20 protein-coding genes are annotated in these 21664 nt (G+C 73.1%); 11 read left to right on the top strand and 9 right to left on the bottom strand.

The annotated features are described in order from the left end of the window. Nucleotides 1-64 precede the first annotated feature (64 nt). The 6 genes from J7E22_RS01155 to J7E22_RS01180 all read right to left on the bottom strand — a co-directional run bounded on the left by J7E22_RS01155 (nucleotide 65) and on the right by J7E22_RS01180 (nucleotide 6229). Nucleotides 65-1441 carry a PfkB family carbohydrate kinase gene (locus J7E22_RS01155; RefSeq protein ID WP_214978194.1) on the bottom strand — a complete coding sequence of 459 codons (1377 nt, stop codon included), beginning with the start codon at nucleotides 1439-1441 and terminating at the stop codon, nucleotides 65-67. Between the two features lie 59 nt (nucleotides 1442-1500). After that, nucleotides 1501-2127 carry an SIS domain-containing protein gene (locus J7E22_RS01160; RefSeq protein WP_214978072.1) on the bottom strand — a complete coding sequence of 209 codons (627 nt, stop codon included), beginning with the start codon at nucleotides 2125-2127 and terminating at the stop codon, nucleotides 1501-1503. Next, nucleotides 2124-3461: a glycosyltransferase gene (locus J7E22_RS01165; protein ID WP_214978074.1), complete on the bottom strand. Its 1338-nt coding sequence runs from the start codon at nucleotides 3459-3461 to the stop codon at nucleotides 2124-2126. The genes J7E22_RS01160 and J7E22_RS01165 overlap by 4 nt, the downstream gene beginning before the upstream one ends. Further along, complete coding sequence (locus J7E22_RS01170; protein ID WP_214978076.1) at nucleotides 3458-4459, bottom strand: glycosyltransferase; 1002 nt, start codon at nucleotides 4457-4459, stop codon at nucleotides 3458-3460. Before J7E22_RS01170 ends, J7E22_RS01165 begins: the two co-directional genes overlap by 4 nt. A gap of 124 nt (nucleotides 4460-4583) precedes the next feature. Continuing rightward, nucleotides 4584-5666 (bottom strand): glycosyltransferase family 9 protein, encoded by a 1083-nt coding sequence (locus tag J7E22_RS01175; RefSeq protein ID WP_214978078.1) that lies wholly within the window; start codon nucleotides 5664-5666, stop codon nucleotides 4584-4586. Next, the gene (locus J7E22_RS01180; RefSeq protein ID WP_214978081.1) at nucleotides 5663-6229 is read right to left on the bottom strand and encodes an HAD-IIIA family hydrolase; all 567 of its coding nucleotides are present in this window, start codon (nucleotides 6227-6229) and stop codon (nucleotides 5663-5665) included. The genes J7E22_RS01175 and J7E22_RS01180 overlap by 4 nt, the downstream gene beginning before the upstream one ends. Nucleotides 6230-6341: 112 nt before the next feature. Here J7E22_RS01180 and J7E22_RS01185 point away from each other — a divergent pair, with 112 nt between their 5' ends. The 3 genes from J7E22_RS01185 (at nucleotide 6342) to J7E22_RS01195 (ending at nucleotide 9118) form a co-directional block, all read left to right on the top strand. After that, nucleotides 6342-7433 carry a glycosyltransferase family 9 protein gene (locus J7E22_RS01185; RefSeq protein ID WP_308159094.1) on the top strand — a complete coding sequence of 364 codons (1092 nt, stop codon included), beginning with the start codon at nucleotides 6342-6344 and terminating at the stop codon, nucleotides 7431-7433. A gap of 47 nt (nucleotides 7434-7480) precedes the next feature. Beyond that, on the top strand, nucleotides 7481-7837 hold the full coding sequence (locus J7E22_RS01190) for a PRC-barrel domain-containing protein (protein ID WP_214978083.1): 357 nt from the start codon (nucleotides 7481-7483) through the stop codon (nucleotides 7835-7837). A gap of 225 nt (nucleotides 7838-8062) precedes the next feature. Further along, a complete protein-coding gene (locus J7E22_RS01195) occupies nucleotides 8063-9118 on the top strand; it encodes an SGNH/GDSL hydrolase family protein (RefSeq protein WP_214978085.1) in 1056 nt (351 codons plus the stop codon). A 3-nt stretch (nucleotides 9119-9121) separates the two neighbouring features. On the opposite strand, the gene J7E22_RS01200 is transcribed toward J7E22_RS01195, so the two are convergent. Next, entirely contained in the window at nucleotides 9122-10003 is an 882-nt protein-coding gene (locus J7E22_RS01200; protein WP_214978087.1) for a universal stress protein, read from the bottom strand. 298 nt (nucleotides 10004-10301) lie between these two features. Here J7E22_RS01200 and J7E22_RS01205 point away from each other — a divergent pair, with 298 nt between their 5' ends. Next, complete coding sequence (locus J7E22_RS01205; RefSeq protein WP_214978089.1) at nucleotides 10302-10781, top strand: NUDIX domain-containing protein; 480 nt, start codon at nucleotides 10302-10304, stop codon at nucleotides 10779-10781. Between the two features lie 268 nt (nucleotides 10782-11049). Here the strand turns inward: J7E22_RS01205 and J7E22_RS01210 are convergent, their stop codons facing one another. Continuing rightward, nucleotides 11050-12417, bottom strand: a complete 1368-nt coding sequence (locus J7E22_RS01210) for an MFS transporter (protein ID WP_214978091.1) — start codon at nucleotides 12415-12417, stop codon at nucleotides 11050-11052. Between the two features lie 254 nt (nucleotides 12418-12671). After that, a complete protein-coding gene (locus J7E22_RS01215; RefSeq protein WP_214978093.1) occupies nucleotides 12672-13577 on the bottom strand; it encodes a hypothetical protein in 906 nt (301 codons plus the stop codon). A 154-nt stretch (nucleotides 13578-13731) separates the two neighbouring features. Between J7E22_RS01215 and J7E22_RS01220 the strand changes: the two genes are divergently transcribed. From J7E22_RS01220 to J7E22_RS01250, 7 genes are all read left to right on the top strand, one after another. Beyond that, nucleotides 13732-13935, top strand: a complete 204-nt coding sequence (locus J7E22_RS01220) for a hypothetical protein (protein ID WP_214978095.1) — start codon at nucleotides 13732-13734, stop codon at nucleotides 13933-13935. Between the two features lie 102 nt (nucleotides 13936-14037). Next, on the top strand, nucleotides 14038-14523 hold the full coding sequence (ybaK, locus tag J7E22_RS01225) for a Cys-tRNA(Pro) deacylase (protein ID WP_214978097.1): 486 nt from the start codon (nucleotides 14038-14040) through the stop codon (nucleotides 14521-14523). Between the two features lie 94 nt (nucleotides 14524-14617). Beyond that, nucleotides 14618-17218 (top strand): ATP-dependent Clp protease ATP-binding subunit, encoded by a 2601-nt coding sequence (locus J7E22_RS01230; protein ID WP_214978099.1) that lies wholly within the window; start codon nucleotides 14618-14620, stop codon nucleotides 17216-17218. Between the two features lie 659 nt (nucleotides 17219-17877). Beyond that, nucleotides 17878-18111, top strand: coding sequence for a hypothetical protein (locus J7E22_RS01235; protein ID WP_214978101.1), 234 nt, complete (start codon nucleotides 17878-17880; stop codon nucleotides 18109-18111). Between the two features lie 163 nt (nucleotides 18112-18274). Then, nucleotides 18275-18817: an adenine phosphoribosyltransferase gene (locus tag J7E22_RS01240; RefSeq protein WP_214978103.1), complete on the top strand. Its 543-nt coding sequence runs from the start codon at nucleotides 18275-18277 to the stop codon at nucleotides 18815-18817. A gap of 94 nt (nucleotides 18818-18911) precedes the next feature. Then, complete coding sequence (thrS, locus tag J7E22_RS01245; protein WP_374193244.1) at nucleotides 18912-20945, top strand: threonine--tRNA ligase; 2034 nt, start codon at nucleotides 18912-18914, stop codon at nucleotides 20943-20945. 168 nt (nucleotides 20946-21113) lie between these two features. After that, nucleotides 21114-21659, top strand: a complete 546-nt coding sequence (locus J7E22_RS01250) for an HIT domain-containing protein (protein WP_308159095.1) — start codon at nucleotides 21114-21116, stop codon at nucleotides 21657-21659. Nucleotides 21660-21664: the final 5 nt, after the last annotated feature.

The raw sequence follows: 21664 nt of genomic DNA on the forward strand, positions 1-21664 counted from the left end.
GTGTCGGTTCGAACGGGTGTGGTGCGCTGGCGCGGTGGACGGCGCTGCGCGGTGGCGGTGGCGGTCAGCCCACGTGGGCGAGTGCCGCCGCGAGTCGGGTCGTGGAACGCCCGGGGTGGAACGGCACCGTGACGACCCGTCCGCCCCACTCGGCGAGCGTGGCCGACTCGGGCAGCTCGCTGGCCGTGTAGTCGCCTCCCTTCGCCCAGACGTCCGGCCGGAACCGGCGGAGGGCCTCGTCGGGCGTGTGCTCGTCGAACACGACGACGGCGTCCACGCAGTCCAGGGCCAGGAGCAGCTCGACCCGGTCCTCCTGGGTCATGATCGGCCGCTCGGGTCCCTTCAGGGCACGGACGGACGAGTCGGAGTTCAGGCAGACGACCAGGCAGTCGCCGAGGGCGCGGGCTGCCGACAGCGTGCGGGCGTGTCCGGCGTGCAGCAGGTCGAAGCACCCGCCGGTGGCCACGACGGTGCCGCCGGCGGCGCGGATGTCGTGCACGATCCGGAGCGCGTCCCGGTCCGTCCCCGGCACGGCGACCGGTGCGGGGCCGTCGTCGGCGAGGAGCGCCGTGACCCCGCCCGCGGCGAGGTACTCGGACGCGTCCGCGACGCCCGCGGCGACCGCGTCCACGACGCTGGCGCCCGAAGCAAGGGCAACGGCCACGCCGGCGGCGAGGCGGTCGCCGGCGCCGCACGGGTCGCCGGCCGTGATGGAGGGGGCCGGGACGAACCGGCTGTCGACGCCGGTGTCCGAGCCGGTGGCGACGAGCGCACCGCGGTCACCGAGGGTGACGGCGACGGCGTCGATGCCCCACGCCTCGAGGAGCGCGCGGGCAGCGTCGGTGGCGAACGGGACGCCGTCGCCCGCGACGTCGGTGGCCTTCCGCGCCTCGGCGGCGTTCGGCGTGGCGACGGCGATCCCGGCGACGGGCGTCGCGCCCTTCGGGTGCGGGTCCCAGACCACCGGGGTGGTCTCGGCGACACGGGCGATCGCGTCCCGGACGGCGGGGGAGGCTGCGACGCCGCGACCGTAGTCCGCGACGACGACGGCGTCCTGGCCCTCGAGCGCGTCGGTCATCTCCGTCGTCGCCTCCGGCACCGGCGGTGTCTCGCACCCCTCGTCGATGCGGACGAGCGCGTGGTCGACGACGCGCACGCGGGTCTTCACCGGGGTCGGGACACCCGACGGTCCGGCGACCACGCGGATGCCCGGCAGGAGCGCGCGGATCTCGTCCGCGCGGCTGTCGTCGGAGAGCACGGTGACGAGCGTGACGTCGTGGCCGTCCTTGGCGAGCATCGTCGCGACGAGCCCGGCACCGCCGGCTCGACGGTCATCGGTGCGGACGTCGACGACGGGTACGGGAGCGTCCGGGCTCAGCCGTTCGCTGGTGCCCGAGACGTCGACGTCGAGCAGCGTGTCGCCGACGACGGTGATCCGCAGGCGTCCGTCGTTCGCCGGATGGGTGGTTCCACGGCGCGTGGTCGGTCCGCGGCGCGCGCTCATCGGCGTCCGCCGCGGCGCAGCACGGGTTCCATGGCACGGCAGAGCGCGTGCACGAGGACGAGCTGCGCCTCCTGCACGTTCGCGGACGGGCCGTCGATGCAGATCGCGTCGTCCACGGCGTCGGCCAGGGGGTTCGGGCGGGCCCCGGTCATCGCGATCGCGCGGGCACCGACCGTGCGGGCGGCGGCGGCGGCACGGAGCAGGTTCGGGCTCTTGCCGCTCGTGCTGAGCAGCACGACGACGTCCCCGGCACGGGCGTGCGCTCGGACCTGCCGGGCGAACACCTCCTCGTAGCCGTAGTCGTTGCCGATCGCCGTGACGGCCGAGGACTCGGCGTGCAGGGAGATCGCCGAGTACGCGGGCCGGTCGCCGTCGAAGCGGCCGGTGAGCTCGCTCGTCAGGTGCTGTGCCTCGGCGGCGGATCCGCCGTTGCCCGCGGCGAGCAGCCGGCGTCCGGCGACGAGCCGCGAGGCGATGTCGTCGGCCCAGGCCGCGATGTGGTCCTTGTGGTCGACGAGGGACGCGATCACGGGGACCGACGCGGCCACGTGGTCGAGCACGACCTGCGCGCTGCCCCGATCGGTCTCCGCCTGGATGGTGCCGGGCTGCTGGTCGATGGTCATCGTGCCGTCCTCTCGTTCGACTGGGCCGGACGGACGGACCGTCCCGTTCGGGATGGGCGCGAGCGGGTCGCACCGGAGGCGGAGGTGCTCCCGGCCGCGGTCCCGCTGACGCTCCCGGCGACGAGCCGGTCGTAGACGCGTTCGCTGTCCGCGGCGACCTTCTGCCACGTGTACTTCGTCTCGGCGCGCTTCCGGCCCGCTGCACCGAGGGCCTCCCGACGCTCCGGCTCGTCGAGGAGCATCGCGACGGCGACCGCCACGGCGTCCTCGTCCCGCGGCGGGACGTGGAGTCCGGTCGCGTCCTCGACGACGGTGTCGATCAGACCACCGACGCTCGATGCGACGACCGGCCGGCCGCACGCCATCGCCTCGAGCGGGACGATGCCGAACGGCTCGTACCACGGGGCGCACACGACGACGTCGGCACTGCGGTAGACGGCGGGCATGTCCTGCTGTCGGAGCTGCCCGCGGAAGGTCACGTGGTCGCGGACCCCGAGCGACCGGGCCAGGGCGTCGAGCCGCTGGTACTCCGGGTCGTCGGTCAGGTCGAGCCCGGCGACGCCCGCGCCGCCCACGACGACGAGTTCGACGTCGCGGCCGTCGTGCACGAGTTCGGCGAGGGCCGCGATCGTGGTGCCGACGCCCTTGCGCTGGACGAGGCGGGAGGCGGTGAGCACGCGCACCGGGCGGTTCCGCTCCTCGACCGGGCCGTCCGGGGTGAACAGGGAGACGTCGACGCCGCACGGCACGACCGAGATGCGGTGCAGGGGGACGCCCAACGCCTTGAGCTCGAACGCCTCGTCGGAGCAGGTCGCGACGACCTGGTCGACCGAGCGCCCGACGGCGGGTTCGACCCACTCGCGCTCCTCGGGGCTCGTGTCCGCGGCCCCCTGGTGCCGGCGCTTCACGACGCCGAGCGCGTGGAAGGTCTGCACGACCGGGATCCGGACGCCACCGGTCCTGGCCTGCACCTGCGCGACGGCCTCGAGTGCCGCGTGCCCGGACATCCAGAAGTGCGCGTGCACCACGTCCGGCCGGTCCACGAACCACTCGGCGGCCAGGACGCTCGCGAACGTCCCCATGTACGGGAAGATCTCGTCCTTCGGGACCGCGCGGGCGGGCCCGGCGTCGACGTGCACGACCTCGACGCCGGCGCGGAGCGGGACCCGGACGGGCTGCGATGCGTCGTCGCGGCGCGTGTAGACGGTGACCTGGTGACCGCGGTCGGCGAGGGCACCGGACAGTTCGGCCACGTGGACGTTCTGTCCACCGGCGTCGACGCCACCGAGCGTGGCGAGGGGGCTCGCGTGTTCCGAGACCATGGCGATCTTCATCGCAGACTCCCTTCCAGTGCGGCTTTCGCCGCTCGGCCCGGTCGCGCGTGACGCGAGACCGCGTCGTCGAGCAGGTCGTCCCAATCGGCGGTGAAGCGGGCGAGCGCGTGGCGCTCGAGCGCGGCTTCGCGGGCGACCCGGCCGCGGCGGCGCGCTTCGTCCGGGTCCTCGATGAGCCGCCGGGAGGCACGGACCAGCTCCTCGACGTCGGTCGCGATCGCGCCGGCCTCGCCGGGCACCGTGCGGGCGGCGTCGGTCGTGGCGAGCACCAGGACCGGCATGGCCATGTGCATGGCCTCGATGAGCGACAGGCCGAGCGAGGTCCACCGGTTCGGGTGCACGTAGGCGCGTCGCTCGGCGAGGGCCGCGTGCATCGGGTCGGCGGGCACGTCGCCCTGCGCGACCACGTCGGGTCCGAAGCGCAGCTCGGGCAGCCGTTCGGTGCCCATGCCCCAGACGTCGACCGGGGCGACGGCGGCGAAGCGGGGGAGCAGGTCGGTGCCGACCACGCGACCGCGGCGAACGGGTTCGTTGATGACGACCCCGAGACGCTCCTGTACCCCGGTGTAGAGCGGGCCCGGGTCGACGACGCCGTGCTCGACGACGGTCGTGCGGGTGGAACCGCAGTCCCACATCAGCGCGTTCCAGTGCGTCACGTGGGCGATGGTCAGGTCGTCGCGGTCCCGGAACGGGTGGAGGCTGTTCGGGACGTCGGTCCGGGGCGCGTTGTGCTCGACGAACACCATCGGCACGCCGCGTCCGCCGAGCAGACGCCGGGCCTCCGCTTCCTCGTCGGTGCGCTGCAGCACGACCAGGTCGACCTCGGCGTCGGCGACGTCGGCGGGGTCGATCTCGACGGCGTTGGCCGGCCAGGCACGCCCTCCGCGGCCGAGGCCCCAGGCGTCCCGCGCCGGGGTGGTCGGGATGAGGTACTCGTGCGGCCCACGGACGAACGCGTCCATCCAGCCGCCGTGCACGTGCCACACGAGGATCCGCATGCAGGGCCTTCCGATCGGGGTTCTGGAGAGGAGCAGGAGGAGCAGGAGGAGGAGCAGTGCCGCACGCTACGCAGCACTGTCTGGACCGCTCCGCAGACTTCTCCAGAAGGTCCGGCTTCTCCGTTCAGTCCCCGACGCGCGTTCCGGTGGTCCGTCGTGCGCGCTCGAGCAGCCGCTCGTGGGCCGCGAGGACGTCGTCCACCGTGACGGAGGCCAGGCACGGGTGCCCCGGCACCGGGCACTCGCGGGCCCGGCTCAGACGGCACGCGGCACCCTGGTCGCCGAGCAGTTCGACGAGCGGGGCGTACGGCGCCCACTTCACCGCGGGCACCACGGGGGAGAACAGGCTGACGATCGGGACCCCGACCGCGGCGGCCAGGTGGGCCGGCCCGGTGTTCCCGACCACGACGACCTCGGCGCCGGCCAGGACGGCGGCGAGTTCAGCGGGGGAGGTCCGCCCGCCCAGGTCGATGCCGGTGTCGCCCGCGACCTCCGATGTCAGCTCTGCCTCACCCGGCGACCCGGTGATCACGACGGGAACGCCGCGCTCGGCGTAGGCGGCGACGAGTGCCCGGTGCCGCTCCGCCGGCCACGAGCGGGCCGGCACGCTCGCGCCGGGGTGCACCACGACGTAGCGGCCCAACCGGGCCACCTGCACTGGTGCGTCGGCGTCGTGACGCACCACGAGCCTCCCGTCGTCCCCCGGCGGCAGCGCGAACCCGGCGGCTCCCGCGATCCGCAGGGCGCGCTCGGGTTCGGGCAGGTCCTCGGGCAGGTCCTCACCGGGCCGAAGCCGCACGTCGAGGAGCGACCCCGGGTGGTCGACCGAGGCGCCGGTCACCCGCTGGACGCCGGCGAGGCGCAGCAGCATCGCGACCGGCAGCGGTGACTGGTGGAACGAGGTCAGGACGACGGCCTCGTCCGGCCGTTCCTCGGCGACGAGCGCGCGGAACTCGGCCAGCACGGCGTCGTCGAGGGGCCTCGCGGTCTCGGTGACCCAGGGCGCGGCCCAGACGCGGACGGTGTCCACGCCGGGCAGCAGGCGGGCGGCGGGGGCGCCCTGCGGACCGCAGAGCATCGTCACGTGCGAGGACCCGGCGACGACGGCGCGGACGGCGGGCCCGGTCACGAGCACGTCACCGAAGGAGTCCAGGCGGACGACGAGGACGCGGTGCGCCGGGGCGGCCCCGCTGCTCGACGCGCTCACGCTGGCCGCACCGGGGTCGTCGGGCGCGGAGTCTGCGCGAGCACGAGCGACACGGCCTCGTCGAGGGACGCGGCCACGGTCGCCGCCGCGGCGACCTCCTCGGGACGGGTCCGGGGCGTGGGCACCAGGATCCCCTGCGCACCGGCGGCCTCCGCAGCGCCGACGTCCGCGCCGATGTCGCCGACCACGACGAGCTCGCGAGGGTCCAGGCCGAACCGCTCCGCCGCGTCCAGCACCATCCCGGGCCGCGGCTTCCGGCAGGCGCAGTCGTCACCGGCGTCGTGGGGGCACACGCACCACACGTCGAAGGGTCCGACGAGTTCGTCGACCCGCGCGTTCGTCGCGTCGACCTGCTCGCGGGTGGCCAGGCCCTTCGCGATCGCGGACTGGTTCGTCACCACCCCGAGCAGCAGGCCGGCGGCGCGCGCTCGCTCCACCGCCCGGTGCGCGCCGGGGACGGGGACCACGAGGTGCGGGTCGGCGTTGTAGGGGACGTCGATGACGAGCGTGTCGTCGCGATCGAAGAGCAGACCGCGGACGACGCGATCCGGTGCGAGAGCCATGCTCCCCGGATACCGGTCCGGCGCCGGACGTCGGTCCAGGAAGGGCCGGGTCGCGCGGACGCACAGCCGTGTGTCGGAGCCCACCCAGTGCCTCCCGTCTACCGTCGCGGGGGTGACCGCCCTGGAGACCATGCCCCCGTCCGACGGCCGACCCGAGCTGCTCGCGCTCCGCGCCATCAAGCTCGGCGACCTCCTGGTCGCCGTCCCCGCACTGCACGCGCTCCGTCGCGCGTACCCCGACCACCGGATCACCCTGGCCACCACGGCGTGGCTGGCACCGGTCGTCGAACTCATCCCCGACGTGGACGTGCACCTGGCGCAGCACGGGCTCGACCACGCGATCGGCGCCCCGCACCGGACCGTCGACGTCGCCGTGAACCTGCACGGCACCGGTCCGGAGTCGTCGGACCTCGTCGCCGCCCTCGGCGCCCGTCGGGTCATCGGCCACCACGACCCCGCGCACGGATGGGACGGCCCCGAGTGGGCCGACGGGGTGCACGAGCGCGAGCGGTGGGCCGGGCTCGTGAGCTGGCACGGCATCCCCGCCGACCCCGACGACGTCGCCATCGCGCGGCCCGTCGACCCGCCGGTGGTCACCGGTGCCGCCGTCGTCCACGTCGGCGCGTTCCACGGTGCGCGGCACTGGCCGACCGACCGGTTCGCGGACGTGGTGCGCGGTCTGCGGACGCGCGGACTCGACGTCGTCCTGACGGGAGGCGCGGACGACGTCGTGCGCGCCCGCGCGGTCGCCGACGCGGCCGGATTGGCACCGGAGGCGGTCCTGGCCGGCGTGCTCGACCTGCAGCCGTTCGCCGCGGTCGTCGCCGCCGCGCGACTGGTGGTCACCGTCGACACGGGAGCGGCGCACCTGGCGTCCGCGTACGGCATCCCCTCGGTCGTGCTGTTCGGTCCGGCGCCGCCCGAGGCCTGGGGGCCGCCGGTGTCCGGGCCGCACGTCGTCCTCACCGACGCGTCGGTCCGGCTCGGGGACGTCTTCTCCGAGGTGCCCGATCCCGCGCTGCTCGCGGTGAGCGCGGAGGACGTCCTCTGCGCGGTGGACGGGCTGCCGCTCCGCGTCGGCACGGCCGTCCCTGGAGATGCGGATGTCCACGGAGGCTCGGCCGTCCGGAGAGATTCGGCCGTCCGCGGAGATGCGGCCGTCCGCGGCGGGACGTCTGGGAGCGGTTCCGCGGCGCCGCAGTAGCGTCGGCCCCGGACGACCGGAAGCTCCGGCGACCAGGAGGAGCACACGTGTTCGAGGCAGCCAACATCCGCGACTGGATCGGCCTGTCGGTCGTCGACGAGGGCGACGACAAGGTCGGCACGCTCGAGAGCATCTACTACGACACCACGACGTCCGAGCCCGCGTTCGCGAGCGTCACCACGGGCGTGATGGGCTTCCAGAAGCTCGTGTTCGTGCCGCTCGCTGGCGCGGTCGTCGCACCGAAGCACCTGCGGGTCGCGTTCACGAAGAAGGTCATCAAGGACGCGCCGTCGATCTCGACCGACGGGGAGCTCGATGCCTCGCTCGAGCCCGCGGTCTTCGAGCACTACGGCCTCGCGTACACCACGGGCGCCGGCGGCGAACGACGTCTCGGACGTCGCTGACCGCTGCAGTCGGGGAACGGCGTCGCGGCAGCCGCTGACCGCTGCCGTCGGGCAACGGCGTCGCGGCAGCCGCTGACCGGGACGGCCCAGCAGCGGGAGTGCAGACGCCCGCGATAGCGTGGACGGTCCGTCCCGACCCTGGAGGCCGCCCTGTTCCGCCACGCCCGGCTCCGCCCCGGCCGTCACCACCGCGACGGTGGCCGACGTGCCCGCGCGGCGATCGCGGTGTTCGTGGTGCTCACCGCGGGGCTTGGCGGTGCGACGATCGGCGGCGCACCCCTGGGCGGCGTGCCCGCGGGCGGGCAGGCCGCGGAGGCCGCGCCGATGTGGCCCGTGCCCGAGCCGTACCCGGTGACGGACCATCCTCCCGAGCGACTGGCGAACGTCCCGCCGGGCAGTGAGTACGTCGCCCTCGGTGACTCGTACTCCGCCGGGTACGGGCTCGGGCACCGCTCCGGCCTGCCCACCGCCGCGTGTGGGCAGTCTGCTGCCGACTACCCGCACCGCGTCGCGGCCCGGTTCGGACTGGCGCTGCACGACGTCACGTGCGGGGGAGCGACCAGCCGAGACGTCACGAGCGACTTCCAGTTCCGCGGCGTTCCCCCGCAGGTCCGGGCGCTCTCCGACCGGACCCGCCTTGTCACGCTGACGATCGGCGGCAACGACGCCGACCTGTTCGGCACCGCTGCCGCGTGTCTCGCGCTCTCCGCCCATGGGCCCGTGTTCTCCGGCCGCGACGCGCCGTCCTGCGAGAGCGGTCTCGTCGTCGACGGTGCGGACCAGCTCGGCGTCAAGATCCAGTCGCGCGTGGCACTCAGCCTCGCGGACACGCTCGCGGCCGTCCGTCGAGCAGCCCCGAACGCGGTCGTCGTCTTCGTCGGGTACCCGGCGATCTTCCCGGACGCCGCGCACACGCCGAAGGACGGCTGCTTCCGGTCGGCGCTCGACCTCGGGAGCCTCGCGGGCGCCTTCCCGTCGAACACGTACCCGTTCACCGACCGCGACGTGACCTACTTGCACGGCGTGCAGCGGGAGCTCGACGACGTCTCGAAGACCGCCGCGGCAGCAGCTGGTGTCCGCTTCGTCGACCTGTTCGCCAGCACGCAGGGGCACTCCGCGTGTGCGACCGGGAAGAAGGCGTACGTCTCCGGCGTCACGCTCGACGGGGCGAGCGACCTGCAGACGATCGACCTGGTCCCGGGCGCCCTGCACCCGAACGGCCGCGGGGTCGCGTACCTGGCGAAGCGTGTCGAGCGGGCCGCCCGCGAGCTCGCCGGCTGACCCTCACCCCCGGGAGGTCCGGACCGCCCGGAGCGCTCGTCGCCGAGCCGGACCGACGGCGTCCGCGTGGGCCGCGGGCGGCACCACGCACACGGGGGAGACCGTCTCGCGCAGCACGTCGTGCAGCACGGAACCGGACAGCGCGTGCACGTGTCCGCGCCCCAGCACCACCAGCGACGCGGTCCGCGTGTGCAAGGCGATCGCGTGCCCCGGGTGCCCCTCGACGAGCAGCGGCCGGATGCGGATCGTCGGGTAGCGGCCCGTGAGCTCGGTGGTGACGCGCTGGAGCAGGTCGGCGTTCCGGGCTCGCCACCGCAGCGGGTCCTCGGCGAAGTCGGTCAGCCCCGTTCGCGTGAGCACCGGCATCTCCCACGCCCGCAGGAGGGTCAGCCGACGGTTCCGCCGCACGGCCTCGTCCACCGCGATCGTCACCGCGCGTTCGTCGATCGGGTCCTCGACGGCGAGCACCACGTCACCCTCGATCGGGTGCGGGCCCTCCGGCACCACCACGGTCGGCACCGCCGCGCGTTCCGCGACCCGCTCCGGATCGCCCCCGGCCGTCGAGCCGCGCCGGCTCCGGTACGTCCCGATCACCAGCACGTCCCCGTCGTCCGACTCCTCGACCAACGCGTTCGCGAAGGGACCGGCATGTCGGCGCACCTCGACGTCGACGCCCGGCACCGCCGTCCTGGCCTGGTCGGCGAGCGCGTCCGCGACTCGGAGACCGTCCGGACCGACACGACCCTCGAGTGCCGGGTCCACGCCGATCACCCGGATGCGTTCGATGCCCGTGCCGGCGCGCGCCGCGATCCACTGCAGGGCTTCCTGGTGCGGCTTCGCCGCGTCGGCGGCGGCCAGGGTGACCGTCGCCCACCGTTCGTCCATCCCGATCGACCTCCTCGTCGGGGTCCGTCCGGGGCGTCTCATGGCGCTCCTGGCCTCGCAACCTACTCCCGCCCGGCCCCGTCGGCACCGGCGCCGGCGTCGTGGTGCCGCGCGCCGAGCGCGCTGCGGCCGAGCGGGCTGCGGCCGAGCGGGCTGCGGCCGAGCGGGCTGCGGCCGAGCGCGCTGCGGCCGAGCGCGCTGCGGCCGAGTGCGCTGCGGTGCGACGTCCCCGTCGTCGTGCGACACCCGCTGTGTCGCACGAGCCTGCCCTCTGGCCCGACCGGCCTAGTCTCGGGGCATGGTGCTCAGCGCTGGTCTGCTGCCGTGGCGTCCGTCCGACGACGGCCCCGAGGTGTTCGTCGCGCACATGGGCGGCCCGTTCTGGCGGACGAAGCCCCGAGCGTGGTCGATCGTGAAGGGCCTGGTCGAAGCGGACGAGGACCCCTGGGTGGCGGCCAGACGCGAGTTCGCCGAGGAGATCGGCGTCCCCGCACCCGACGGCCCCGTGGTGGACCTCGGCGAGGTCCGCCAGTCCTCCGGCAAGCGCGTCCGGGTGTTCGCGGTGCTGGCTCCGACGTTCGACGTCGATGTCGTGCGGAGCAACACCGTCCGCCTCGAACTGCCCCGAGGCTCCGGGCGGTTCATCGACGTCCCGGAGGTCGACGATGCCCGGTGGTTCCCGATCGCCGAAGTCCGGGAGCACCTCGTGGCCGGACAGGTCGCCGCCCTCGACGCCCTGCTGGCGCGCACGAGCAGCACCGACCCCGACCACGCCTGAGGCTGCACGCCTGAAGCTGCACGCCCGACGCCCGGCCCCGGACGCCCTGCCTCTGCCCCGGGTCGTCCGATCCCGACCACCGACCGCGCACGACCCGCCGCCTCCCGACCACCGACCGGGCGGAACCCGTCGCCCGGGACCGCCGAGCGGCCCCAGATGTGCCCGCTCGCCAGCCACGGCACGGCACGGCGTGTCCTACCCGCTCGTCACCCCGCCGGCGGCCCCGGCACGGCCTGCACCGGCGGCACCGGCGCCGCCCAGACGCCGCCTACCGGGAGCGCCGCGTCCGCACCGACCCGGTCGCCACCGCCACCGACCCGGTGAGCGTCTGGATCGCCCGGCTGACGGTCGGGATCGACGTCGTGACGACCGCCAACGACGACGTGATCGCCGCGATGGACGACGTCGACAGGTGCTCCTGCGTGGCGGTGTGCAGCGGGAAGCCCCGACGCGCGACCGCCACGACGACGACGGACCCGACGAGCACGAGGGCCCCCGCGAACGGCATCCACTGCAACCCGACGACCGACAACGCCTGCCCGCCGAGCGCCGCACCGGCCGCGATGCCGATGTTCGACGCACCGTTGACGAGCGCGCCCGCGATGTCCGGCGAGACGCCGCCGGTCCGGATCGCCGCCGCCATGAACAGGGTCCCCGTCGTCCCGTTCGCCGCCATCCACACGCCGGCGACGACCATGGTGCCGACCAGCGACCCGTGCACGAACGGCAGCACGGCCAGTGCCCCGGTCATCACCGCGACGGAGACGATCAGCGTCTGCCGGGGCGCCCGGTCGACGAACACCCCGGCGAGCCAGAGCCCGATCACACCGGTGCCGCCGAGCACGAGCAGCGCACCGCTCACCATGCCGGAGTCCAGGCCCGCGTCGACGACGTACGGGCCGACGTAGGTGTACACCACGTAGTGGCCCGCGAAGAGCAGCAGGTCGGCGACGACGACCGATAGCAGACCGGTCCGCGCCCACGCCTTTGGTGACCCGATGTGCGGGGACGAGGTCCCGGCGACCGCGGGCAGGAAGGCCATGGCGACCGCGGCGAGCACGCCGGCAGCGATCGCGACGGCGCCGACGGCGGGTCGCCAGCCGAGGGACTGTCCGGCCCAGGTCGCGAGCGGCACGCCGATCACGAAGCCGAGCGAGCTGCCCGAGTACACGAACGCGATCGCCCGACCGGCGAGCCGAGGCGGGACGATCCGGGTGGCGTAGGCCGAGGCCACCGAGAAGAAGAGGGCGTGCGCGATGCCCCCGACGACCCGCCCGGCGCAGACGACGGCGAACGACGGCGCGACGGCGATGAGCAGGTTCGACACCGCGTACCCGACGAGGGTCGCGACGAGCACGGCCTTCCGGGGCAGGCGGGCCGTCAGCGAGGTCAGCGGCAGCGCGAGCAGCGCGACCGCAGCCGCGTAGACCGTGATGACTATGCCCATCGTCGACTCGGTGACGCCGAGGTCGCTGCTCATCGTCCCGAGCAGCCCGACGGGCAGCAGTTCGGTCGTGATCGCGAAGAACGTGGCGAGGCCGAGCACGGCGATCCCGACGACGGACTGCGTCGTGAGGGTGATCGGCCGCGTGTGTGTCGACACGCTCGTGGTGATGCTGGCGGTGTTGGTGGTCACGTCTGCTGGCCTCCTCCGGGAACGGTGGAGCGCGCGGCGACGGTGACGTCTGACGCCGGTGACCGGTCGTGCCGGTCAGTGGTGCGCGCTCGGTGTGGATGGGTGTGGGTACGACTCCACGGCGAGCTCGCTCTTCCAGTGTTGCACGAGGCCTCGGACGAACGCGAGGGATGCACCCGAGAGTCTGCTCGGAGCGCTCCAACGCACCTGCGGCAAGAAAGCGCGTCAGCCGAGCAACATCACGCCGGCGGGCGTCACGGCGTCGTCGTCACCGTCCCCTGCACCGCACCGCCGCGGAGCAGGATCGTGAGCGTCCCGCTGAGCGACTGCGCCGACAGCGAGACCGACCCGTGCAGCGCCTGCTCCCGGGGGTAGCACGCGCTCGTCGACTCCAGGCGGTTCGCGGTGGCGATGAGGCAGATCGTCGACCGGTCCTTCCCGACGCCGGCCCAGACGTTCCACGGGGTGTTCAGCGAGCCGCCGTCGAGGGCTCGGTTCGTGAAGACGAGACGGGTGCTGTGCAGGCTCACCGCGGCCTCGACCGGACCGGGCAGCTGGTCCGCGTAGGTCTGCGGTGCGTCGAGCAGCTGCTCGAGCGTCACGGTCCCGGCCGTCGGCGTGATGCTCGCCATCGGCTGCATCCCGGGTCGGGCGGTGCCCACGACGGTCCCGGCCGCGAACGCCACACCCAGCGCCGCCGCCGCACCACATGCGATCCAGACCCGCGGGCGTTGCCGCCAGAGCAGCCCGCGCATCCGAGCGCCGAACGACTGCGGACCCTCCGGCGCCGACGGTCCCGCTCCGTCTTGGGGCCGGTCCTGCGGATCCGCTTGCGCGGTCGCCCCGGACGGGAGGCGCGGCTCGCCCCCCGGGGCGACCTCCGGCCCGCCACGTCCCGCCTCACGAGCGGCGAGACCGCCGGGAAGCACGCTGCCCGGTGAGGAGGCCGCGCCTCCCGTCCGACCGCCGACACCTCGACCACCGCCGGCCGCCGTCGGCAGACCGGCCCCGTCCCGCCGTCGCGTCGGGCTGCGTCGCCGGCCGGCGGCGAGGTCCTGCAGCGCGATGCGTGCACGCGCCGCGTCGGCCGGGTCGACGTCGGCACCCCATGCCACGGCCTCGAGTCGCGCTCGTTCCGCTGTCACGTCGTCGTCGCTCATGGGTGCTCCCGGTCGTCCGTCCTGCTCCTCTCATGCTCGCACTGGGCGGCCCACTGTGCGCACCCACTTCGCGGGTCGTGCACATCGCCGTGCCGCTGCCCACCCGGTCGACACCCGTGGCGTGCGTGCAGTCGCCAGGGAGTACGGCTGGGGCATGACCGAGAAGCACGAGACCGACCCCGAGACGCTCGAACCGCTCAGCCACGACACCCAGTCCGGCGAGGCCGACTACGTCGCGACGAGCCCCGGCGGGAGCGGCACCGAGCGGCACGTCCCCCTGCCGGAGGAGGAGCAGGGTCGCGACACCGAGTACGACCCGGTCGACCAGGGCCCGCAGCACGAGGGCCAAGGCGGCTGATCGACCTCGGCGGGGACCTGATCAGCTCGCGGATCGCGCCCGATCCCGCCGCCGCCCGCGTGCCGACACCGCGCGGACCGCCCGGCAGGGGAGGATCACGACATGACCGCAGGATCGCCGAGCACCCCCGCGACCCTCGCCCTCGAGCGTGCCGGGGTTCCGTACACGCCGCACGTCTACGAGCACCACGAGACCGCCACGAACTTCGGCGAGGAAGCCGCCGCCGCGCTCGGGCTCCGCGAGGAGCAGGTGTTCAAGACCCTGGTCGTCTCCGTCGACGGTGCCCTCGCCGTCGCGATTGTCCCCGTCGCGAACCGCCTCGACCTCAAGGCCATCGCCGCGGCCGTGGGCGGCAAGAAGGCCACGCTCGCCGATCCGGCCCTCGCCGAGAAGCGCACCGGGTACGTCGTGGGCGGCATCAGCCCGGTCGGCCAGAAGACCCGACTCCGGACGGTGCTCGACGAGTCCGCGCTCGCGTACCGGACGATCTTCGTCTCCGGAGGCCGGCGCGGCTTCGACATCGAGGTTGCCCCGGCCGACCTCGTGCGCATCACCGAGGCCACCACCGCCGCGGTCGCTCGGACCTGAGTCCAGTCGCCGCAAGTTTCTTCCGACCCGGGGAATGAGCCCGGTCCTCCTGCGTTGCATTGAGTCAAAGGCACTCAAGTTCCAGGAGGTTCGTTTGCCAGAGACGTTCGGCCCGACCAGTGGCAGCGACTCGTTCGACGAGTTCCTCGCTCGCCTGATCGCGGCGCAGCAGTCGGGGCAGCAGCGGCCGATGCCGTTCGGCCGCCCCGTCGACATCACGCGGCTCCTCAGTCGCCGCACCCACGAACTGCTCCAGCGCACGGCGGAGTACGCCGTCGAGCAGGGGCAGCACGAGATCGACGCGCTCCACATCCTGCACGTCCTGATCCGCACCGACCCCTTCACTGCGGTCGTCCGGCAGGGCGGCGCCGACCCGGAGCGCCTCGCCGACGAGATCGAGCAGCGCCTCCCCGCGCCGAGCGACCTCCGCGTCGAGGGCCGCCCGGCCCTGACCGGCAGCGCGCAGCGCGTCCTCTACGAGGCGACCCAGGCGGCGCGCGGCTTCGGCAGCACGTACACCGACCCCGAGCACGTCTTCTTCGCGCTCGTCATGGACCAGGACACCGTCACCGGCCAGCTCCTCACGAGCGCCGGCGTGACCCCGCAGGTGATGCAGGAGTACGCGCAGGAGGCGGCAGCAGCAGCACGGGAAGGACGACCGATGGCCGGCAGCACCGAGACACAGCAGGAGCAGTCCGAGACCCCGACGCTCGACCAGTTCGGCACGGACCTCACCGAGCGCGCCCGCCAGGGTGGCATCGACCCGGTGATCGGCCGCGCCGACGAGATCGAGCAGACCGTCGAGATCCTGCTCCGTCGCACGAAGAACAACCCGGTCCTGATCGGCGAGCCCGGCGTCGGCAAGACCGCCGTCGTCGAGGGCCTCGCGCAGCGCATCGCCGACGGCGACGTCCCCGTGCTGCTCCAGGGCAAGCGGGTCGTCGCCCTCGACATGGCGTCGATGCTCTCGGGCACGCGGTACCGCGGCGACTTCGAGGAGCGCCTCACCAAGGTCATGGACGAGATCGCCGCCCACGCGGACGAGCTCATCGTCTTCGTCGACGAACTCCACACCGTCGTCGGCGCCGGTGGCGGCGGCGAGGGCGGGTCGATGGACGCCGCGAACATCCTCAAGCCGCGGCTCGCCCGGGGTGAACTGCACCTGGTCGGTGCGACGACCCTGAACGAGTACCGCCGCATCGAGAAGGACGCGGCCCTCGAGCGCCGGTTCCAGCCCGTCACGGTGGGGGAGCCCAGCGTCGAGGACGCCGTTGCGATCCTCACCGGTCTGAGCCCGCGGTACGCCGAGCACCACGACGTGACCTACACCGACGAGGCCCTGCGCGCAGCCGTCGAGTTGTCGCACCGCTACGTCACCGACCGGCACCTGCCGGACAAGGCGATCGACCTGATCGACCAGGCCGGCGCGCGCCGTCGGCTCGCCCTGTCGGGCGACGTCGACGTCACCGCGCTCCGCGACCAGGTGGCGGCGCTGTCCGCCGAGAAGGACCGCGCGGTCGCCGAGGAGCTGTACGAGGTCGCGTCGCGCCTGCGCGACGAGATCGACGGACTGGAGGCACGGATCACCGCCGCCGACCAGCCGGACGCCCGCCGTTCCTCCCGTCCGCTGCCCACCGACCGGGTCATCACCGACGGCGACATCGCCGACGTGGTCTCCCGCGCCACCGGGATCCCGGCGGCCCGGCTGAACCAGGGCGACCGCGCACGGCTCGCCGTCCTCGAGGACGAGCTGCACCAGCGCGTCATCGGCCAGGACGACGCGGTCACCGCGATCGCGAAGGCCGTCCGCCGCAGCCGCACCGGCATGGGCGACCCGCGCCGGCCGGTCGGGAGCTTCCTGTTCCTCGGCCCGACGGGCGTCGGCAAGACCGAGCTCGCGAAGGCGCTCGCGGGATCGCTGTTCGGCGACGAGTCGGCGATGCTCCGCTTCGACATGAGCGAGTTCGGGGAGCGTCACACGGTCTCGCGACTCGTCGGTGCCCCTCCCGGGTACGTCGGGTACGACGAGGCCGGGCAGCTGACGGAGCGCGTCCGCCGGAACCCGTACTCGGTGATCCTGCTCGACGAGGTCGAGAAGGCCCACCCGGACGTGTTCAACCTGCTGCTCCAGGTCCTCGACGACGGACGGCTGACCGACGGTCAGGGCCGGACGGTGGACTTCCGCAACACGGTGGTCATCATGACGTCGAACATCGGCTCGGAGTTCCTGGCGTCGCGGTCCGGTGCCCTCGGGTTCTCGGTGTCCGCCGACGGCGGCTACGCCGAGGAGGACCTGCGGAACCGGGTGATGGGCAAGCTGCGCGAGTCCATGCGGCCCGAGTTCATCAACCGCATCGACGAGATCGTGTTGTTCCGGAAGCTCGACCCGGCGCAACTCCGCGCGATCGTCGGGCTCCTGCTGCACGACACCGAACTCCGGCTGCTCGCGCAAGGCATGACCCTGACGGTCACCGAGGACGCCGTGGACTGGCTCGCGGAGCACGGGTACGAGCCGGAGTACGGCGCACGTCCGCTCCGTCGCCTGATCCAGCGCGAGGTCGACGACCGCATCGCCTCCCTGGTCGTGGACGAGGCCCTGTCGCAGGGCGACTCCGTGCGGATCTCCGTCGTCGACGGGGTGCTCGCCGCCACGGTGACGGCGTCCGCAGCGGCGGAATCCGCGGCCGCGGCGTAACCGCTCGGCAGCCCGAACGGCCCGGTCCCCATTGCGGGGCCGGGCCGTTCGGCGTTGTTCGGGAATGCAATTCCGGTGCGATCCGAGAAATGTGTTGCGGCATCGCCGGCGATGTGGATAGAGTTCCGAGCAACGACATTGGCAGCACGACACCGAGAGGGGGCCTGACCATGATGATCACCACGACGACGCCGTTCCGTAGAATCCGTGGATTCGACGGCACCCCGATCCGGGTCCGCTGACCGCGGGCGTCCCACACCCGTCGACACTGCTGTCCGGCCGTCTCCGCTGAGCGCACTGCTCGCGTCGACCGCCGGCTCCCGTCACTGATCGCGTCCGCACTGCATCGCCGTCCGGCGATGTCGTGCGGGCTCATCGGTGTCGTCGGAAATGTCGGTGGTGAGTGTGACGCTGTGCTGATTCGACGCATTTCCTGATCTCGCCCGGGGCCTCGAGCGAGATCTGCCGAAATGCATCGATTGCATTCCCAAGCGGTCCGTGCAGGTGCGCTGCACCCGCACGACGACACGTCATCCGTGCCCGCGTTCCCGGCACGGTACCTGCCCGCGTTCCGGGCGCCTCCGTCCTGTCCGGGTCCCGGGCGCTTCCGTCCTGCCCGTGTCCCGGGCGTTTCCGTCCTGCCCTCGAAGGGGACCACCTTGTCAACGAAGACCGTCATCCGCCCTCCCGACACCCCCGCGGTCCGCCGTCCGGTGTCGCTGAGCGACCGCATCGCACTCCGGGTCGGGATGTCCCTGATCATCTGGAGTCGGCGCACGCACCGCGTCCGCCCGTCCGTCGACGTCGCCACGCGCAACCGCGTCGAGCGGGAGCGCGAACAGCGCGAGACGGATTGGCTGCTCCGGGGTGCGGCACTGCACCTCCGGCGCTGACCGCCGGGGTGCCGGTGCGCGCCTCGTGCGCTGTTCGCGGCCCGGTGCGGGGTTGTTCCCTCGCACCGGGCCGCGAACCTCGCACCAGGCGCAGCGACCGCACGCCGTGCCGGGCGGGACCGGCGCGCACGACGTGCCCACGGGCCTCCCGTACCGTTGTCGGGTGACCGAAACCGCAGCTGCCCTCGTCGAACGCCTCACGACCATCGTCCCGGACTTCCCCCGGCCGGGCATCCTGTTCCGCGACGTGACGCCGGTCTTCTCCGACGCGGTGGCGTTCGGTCGGGTGTGCGAGGCCCTCGCCGCCCCGTTCGCGATCGGTGACGGCTTCGGTGCCGTGGCCGGCATCGAGGCACGTGGCTTCGCCCTCGCCGGCGGGATCGCCGCCCAGCACCAGGTCGGCGTGCTCACCGTGCGGAAGGCGGGCAAGCTCCCGGGCGAGGTGCTCAGCGAGCAGTACGCGCTGGAGTACGGCGAGGCCGAGCTCGAGCTCCGTCCGGGTCAGCTCGCCCCGGGCACGCGAGTGCTCGTGGTGGACGACGTCCTGGCGACCGGTGGGACGGGTGCCGCGACGATCACGCTCCTCGAACGCGCGGGGTACGAGGCGATCGGGTTTGCCGCACTGCTCGAGCTCGACGGCCTCGCGGGACGCGAACGGCTCGAACCCCGCCTGCCCGTGCAGACGCTCGGCTCCGTCCCCGCCTGAGCAGCGCGGTTCCACAGGCCCGGCGCCCCCGGCCGGAGCGCGCGCCCGTCCCAGTAGTCTTGTCGCACCCATTCGATCGAGGAGATCCACCATCGTGACCGAGTCAGTCGCATCGCCGGAACCCGGCCAGCCCGCAGACGTGCCCCAGGCACCCGAGCCCCGCACCGCGACGACCACCACGACGGGCACGGAGCTCTTCGACGGTGTGCGCGGAGTCGTGGCCATCCGGGTCGACGGCGTCCTCAAGGACCTCGCCGCCGACGTGCAGGCGGGGGAGACCGCCGAACCCGTCACCCTGCAGGAGCAGGACGGCCTCGACATCCTCCGCCACTCGGCAGCGCACGTGCTCGCGCAGGCCGTGCAGCAGATCAACCCCGACGCCAAGCTCGGCATCGGACCGCCCGTCACCGACGGCTACTACTACGACTTCGACGTCGCCGAGCCCTTCACCCCGGACGACCTCAAGGCGATCGAAAAGGGCATGGACCGGATCATCCGCCAGGCCCAGCGCTTCCGCCGGGTGGTCGTCACCGACGAGCAGGCGCGCGAGCGCATGGCGGGGGAGCCCTACAAGCAGGAGCTCATCGGCCTCAAGGGCGCCGCCACCGACGGTGACTCCGGTGAGAGCGTCGAGGTCGGTGCCGGCGAACTGACCATCTACGAGAACGTCGACCCGAAGACGGGCGAAGTCGTCTGGCAGGACCTCTGCCGCGGCCCGCACCTGCCGCACACCCGCATCATCGGCAACGCGTCGAAGCTCATGCGCGTCGCCGCGGCGTACTGGCGCGGGTCCGAGAAGAACCCGCAGCTGCAGCGCATCTACGGCACCGCCTGGCCCGACAAGGACCAGCTCAAGGCGTACCTCGTGCGGCTGGAAGAAGCGGCCAAGCGCGACCACCGCAAGCTCGGCGCGGAGCTCGACCTGTTCTCCTTCCCCGACGAGATCGGCTCGGGGCTCGCGATCTTCCACCCGAAGGGCGGCATCATCCGCCGCGAGATGGAGGACTACTCGCGCCGTCGGCACGAGCAAGAGGGCTACTCGTTCGTGTACACGCCGCACATCACCAAGGGCGACCTGTTCGAGACCTCCGGGCACCTCGGCTGGTACAAGGACGGCATGTTCCCGGCCATGCACATGGACGAAGCCCGTGACGAGGACGGCAACGTCACCCGCCAGGGCGCCGACTACTACCTCAAGCCGATGAACTGCCCGATGCACATCCTGGCGTACCGGTCGCAGCCGCGGTCGTACCGGGACCTGCCGCTCCGGATGTTCGAGTTCGGCACGGTGTACCGCAACGAGAAGTCCGGCGTCATCCACGGGCTCACCCGCGTGCGCGGCATGACCCAGGACGACGCCCACATCTTCACCACCCAGGAGAAGATGAAGGACGAGCTGACCACGACCCTGCAGTTCGTGCTCTCGCTCCTGCGTGACTACGGGCTCGACGACTTCTACCTCGAGCTGTCCACCAAGGACCCCGAGAAGTACGTCGGTGACGACGACGTCTGGGACGTGGCGACGAACACCCTGCGCGAGGTCGCGGAGGAATCCGGCCTCGAACTCGTGCCCGATCCCGCCGGCGCGGCGTTCTACGGCCCGAAGATCTCGGTCCAGGCCCGTGACGCGATCGGCCGCACCTGGCAGATGTCGACCGTGCAGTTGGACTTCAACCTGCCCGAGCGCTTCGGCCTCGAGTACGCCGCGGCCGACGGCACCCGCCAGCGCCCGGTGATGATCCACCGCGCCCTGTTCGGCTCCATCGAACGGTTCTTCGGCGTCCTGACCGAGCACTACGCCGGGGCGTTCCCGGTGTGGCTGTCGCCCGTGCAGGTCGTCGGAATCCCCGTGGCCGAGGAGTACGGCGACTACCTCGACGAGGTCATCGCGAAGCTCCGGGCCCACGGCGTCCGTGCCGAGGTCGACCACTCCGACGACCGCATGCAGAAGAAGATCCGCACGCACACCAAGGCGAAGGTGCCGTTCCAGCTCATCGCCGGCGGTGGCGACCGCGACGCCGGTGCGGTGAGCTTCCGCTTCCGCGACGGCCGGCAGGACAACGCCGTCCCCGTGGACGAGGCCGTGGAGCGCATCCTCACGGCCATCCGCGAGCGCGCGCAGGTCTAGATGACGCACCCTGGAGGCACGGATCACCCCGCCGGGGCCGGTGACGTCGACGACGTGACCGGCTCTGGCGGGACCGGCCCTGGCGCGTCCGGTGCTGGCGGTGCCGCTACCGGTGCCGGTGCCGGTGGACCAACCGGCGCGGGCTCCGGGGGCGCGGACGATCCGCTGGTGATCCGGGACGCGTCGACCGGGGCCGCCGTGCCGGACGCGTTCCAACGGCTGTGGAACCCGCACCGGATGGCCTACATCGACGCCGGACGCGACGGCGACGGTCGTGGGCACAAGGACGACTGCCCGTTCTGCGCGGCGCCCGCGATGTCCGACGAGGACGCCCTGATCGTCGCGCGCGGTGAGCACGCCTACGTGCTGCTCAACCTCTACCCGTACAACAACGGCCACCTGCTGGTCTGCCCGTACCGGCACGTCCCGCTCTACGACGAGGCCACGGCGGACGAGACCCGCGAGATGACCGAGCTCACCCAGACCGCGATGCGCGTCCTCCGGCAGGTCTCGCACTGCGACGGTTTCAACATCGGGATGAACCAGGGCGAGGTCGCAGGTGCGGGGATCGCCGCGCACCTCCACCAGCACATCGTCCCGCGGTGGCAGTCGGACGCGAACTTCTTCCCGATCATCGCGAGGACGAAGTCGATGTCCCAGATGCTCGGGGACACCCGTCGACTCGTCGCCGAAGCGTGGCCGGCGCAGCACTAGACTGG

Origin of the sequence: Curtobacterium sp. ISL-83 (genome assembly GCF_018613895.1) — a bacterium.
GTDB lineage: Bacteria > Actinomycetota > Actinomycetes > Actinomycetales > Microbacteriaceae > Curtobacterium.

What these genes read in the sequence shown, in the direction of transcription:
- J7E22_RS01160 (WP_214978072.1), bottom strand. Translation starts at nt 2,127, where the DNA reads ATGACCATCGACCAGCAGCCCGGCACCATCCAGGCGGAGACCGATCGG.
- J7E22_RS01165 (WP_214978074.1), bottom strand. Translation starts at nt 3,461, where the DNA reads ATGAAGATCGCCATGGTCTCGGAACACGCGAGCCCCCTCGCCACGCTC.
- J7E22_RS01170 (WP_214978076.1), bottom strand. Translation starts at nt 4,459, where the DNA reads ATGCGGATCCTCGTGTGGCACGTGCACGGCGGCTGGATGGACGCGTTC.
- J7E22_RS01180 (WP_214978081.1), bottom strand. Translation starts at nt 6,229, where the DNA reads ATGGCTCTCGCACCGGATCGCGTCGTCCGCGGTCTGCTCTTCGATCGC.
- J7E22_RS01200 (WP_214978087.1), bottom strand. Translation starts at nt 10,003, where the DNA reads ATGGACGAACGGTGGGCGACGGTCACCCTGGCCGCCGCCGACGCGGCG.
- J7E22_RS01205 (WP_214978089.1), top strand. Translation starts at nt 10,302, where the DNA reads ATGGTGCTCAGCGCTGGTCTGCTGCCGTGGCGTCCGTCCGACGACGGC.
- J7E22_RS01215 (WP_214978093.1), bottom strand. Translation starts at nt 13,577, where the DNA reads ATGAGCGACGACGACGTGACAGCGGAACGAGCGCGACTCGAGGCCGTG.
- J7E22_RS01220 (WP_214978095.1), top strand. Translation starts at nt 13,732, where the DNA reads ATGACCGAGAAGCACGAGACCGACCCCGAGACGCTCGAACCGCTCAGC.
- ybaK (WP_214978097.1), top strand. Translation starts at nt 14,038, where the DNA reads ATGACCGCAGGATCGCCGAGCACCCCCGCGACCCTCGCCCTCGAGCGT.